This window comes from Vibrio sp. 2033, assembly GCF_033339735.1.
This window is the reverse complement of sequence record NZ_JAWOVC010000094.1, coordinates 1-1,225: the sequence shown is the minus strand read 5'-3', so window position 1 is coordinate 1,225 and position 1,225 is coordinate 1. Positions and strand designations below refer to the sequence as shown.

The 1,225-nt window shown below is 44.9% G+C and carries 1 protein-coding gene; it reads left to right on the top strand.

Features of this window, described 5'->3' with window-relative positions; genetic code table 11:
- Window positions 1-212: 212 nt before the first annotated feature.
- The coding region (locus R7P74_RS24820; protein WP_318123299.1) for a D-alanyl-D-alanine carboxypeptidase family protein at window positions 213-1,225 on the top strand (1,013 nt) is incomplete at its 3' end.

Sequence of the window (1,225 nt, the reverse complement as noted above, 5' to 3'; positions counted from 1 at the left end):
GAATCCCGCTGTCATTGACGTGGGGCCGTTCTTTCGTGATCTCGTTTGGGCATCACATGTGTGGACGGAAAATTTCTACTCATCTCTCATTCTTCTCGACAAACATTGAGTAAAGGTAACGAATCGTAACATTGCTGCTGTAACTGAATGGCGTTTCAATATACTCGACTTAGTTTGTAAGCCACAGATTGCTAATAAGATTAGATGTCACTATGAGAAAAATTACCTTATTCAACACGACTTTCCTTACCGGCCTTGCTACCTTCTCTCACTTTGCCTTTGCTGCACCAACAGTTGTCCCTAATGCACCTGAATTAAGCTCTCGCGGTTATGTACTGATGGACTATCACACAGGTAAAGTGTTGGTAGAGCGCGATGCAGACAAGCGATTAAACCCAGCGAGCTTAACTAAGCTGATGACTGCTTATGTTGCAGGACAAGAAGTAAACGCTGGCAATATCAGTCTCGATGATCAAGTTGTCATTAGTCGCAACGCTTGGGCGAAAAACTTCCCAGATTCTTCCAAAATGTTCATCGAAGTAAACACATCTGTGTCTCTGTCTGATTTATATCGAGGATTGGTGGTTCAGTCAGGAAACGATGCTAGTGTTGCCATTGCAGAGCACGTCGCTGGCAGCGAAGCAGGCTTTGTTAGCTTAATGAATAGTTGGGCGAGTCAACTTGGTTTGACGAATTCCTCATTTACTAACCCTCACGGTTTAGATAGCGATGGTTTGTATTCAACACCGCATGATATAGCTAAGTTGGGTCAAGCAATCATTCGTGATCTGCCAGATATTTATCCGATGTACAGCGAAACGTCTTTTACGTACAACGGCATTACTCAATACAACCGGAATGGTTTACTTCGTGATCGCAGCATGAACGTTGACGGGATGAAAACGGGCTATACCAGTGGTGCAGGTTACAGTTTGGCGACGTCAGCCACCAATGGCGACATGCGCCTTATCGCAGTTGTTATGGGGGCGAAGAGCCAAAGTGTGCGTGAATCAGAAAGTAAGCAACTTCTTAGTTATGGTTTTCGATTCTACGATACCTTGATGCCAACGGCCGCAGGAACTGATATCGCAAACGCTCGCGTTTGGATGGGGCAAAAGGATGAGTTAAAAGTTGGTGTGAACCGCGATGTTTATCTCACTCTGCCTAAAGGTGACGTAAACAAACTTAAAGCGGAAGTGGAATACAACGGTGATTTACTTGCGCC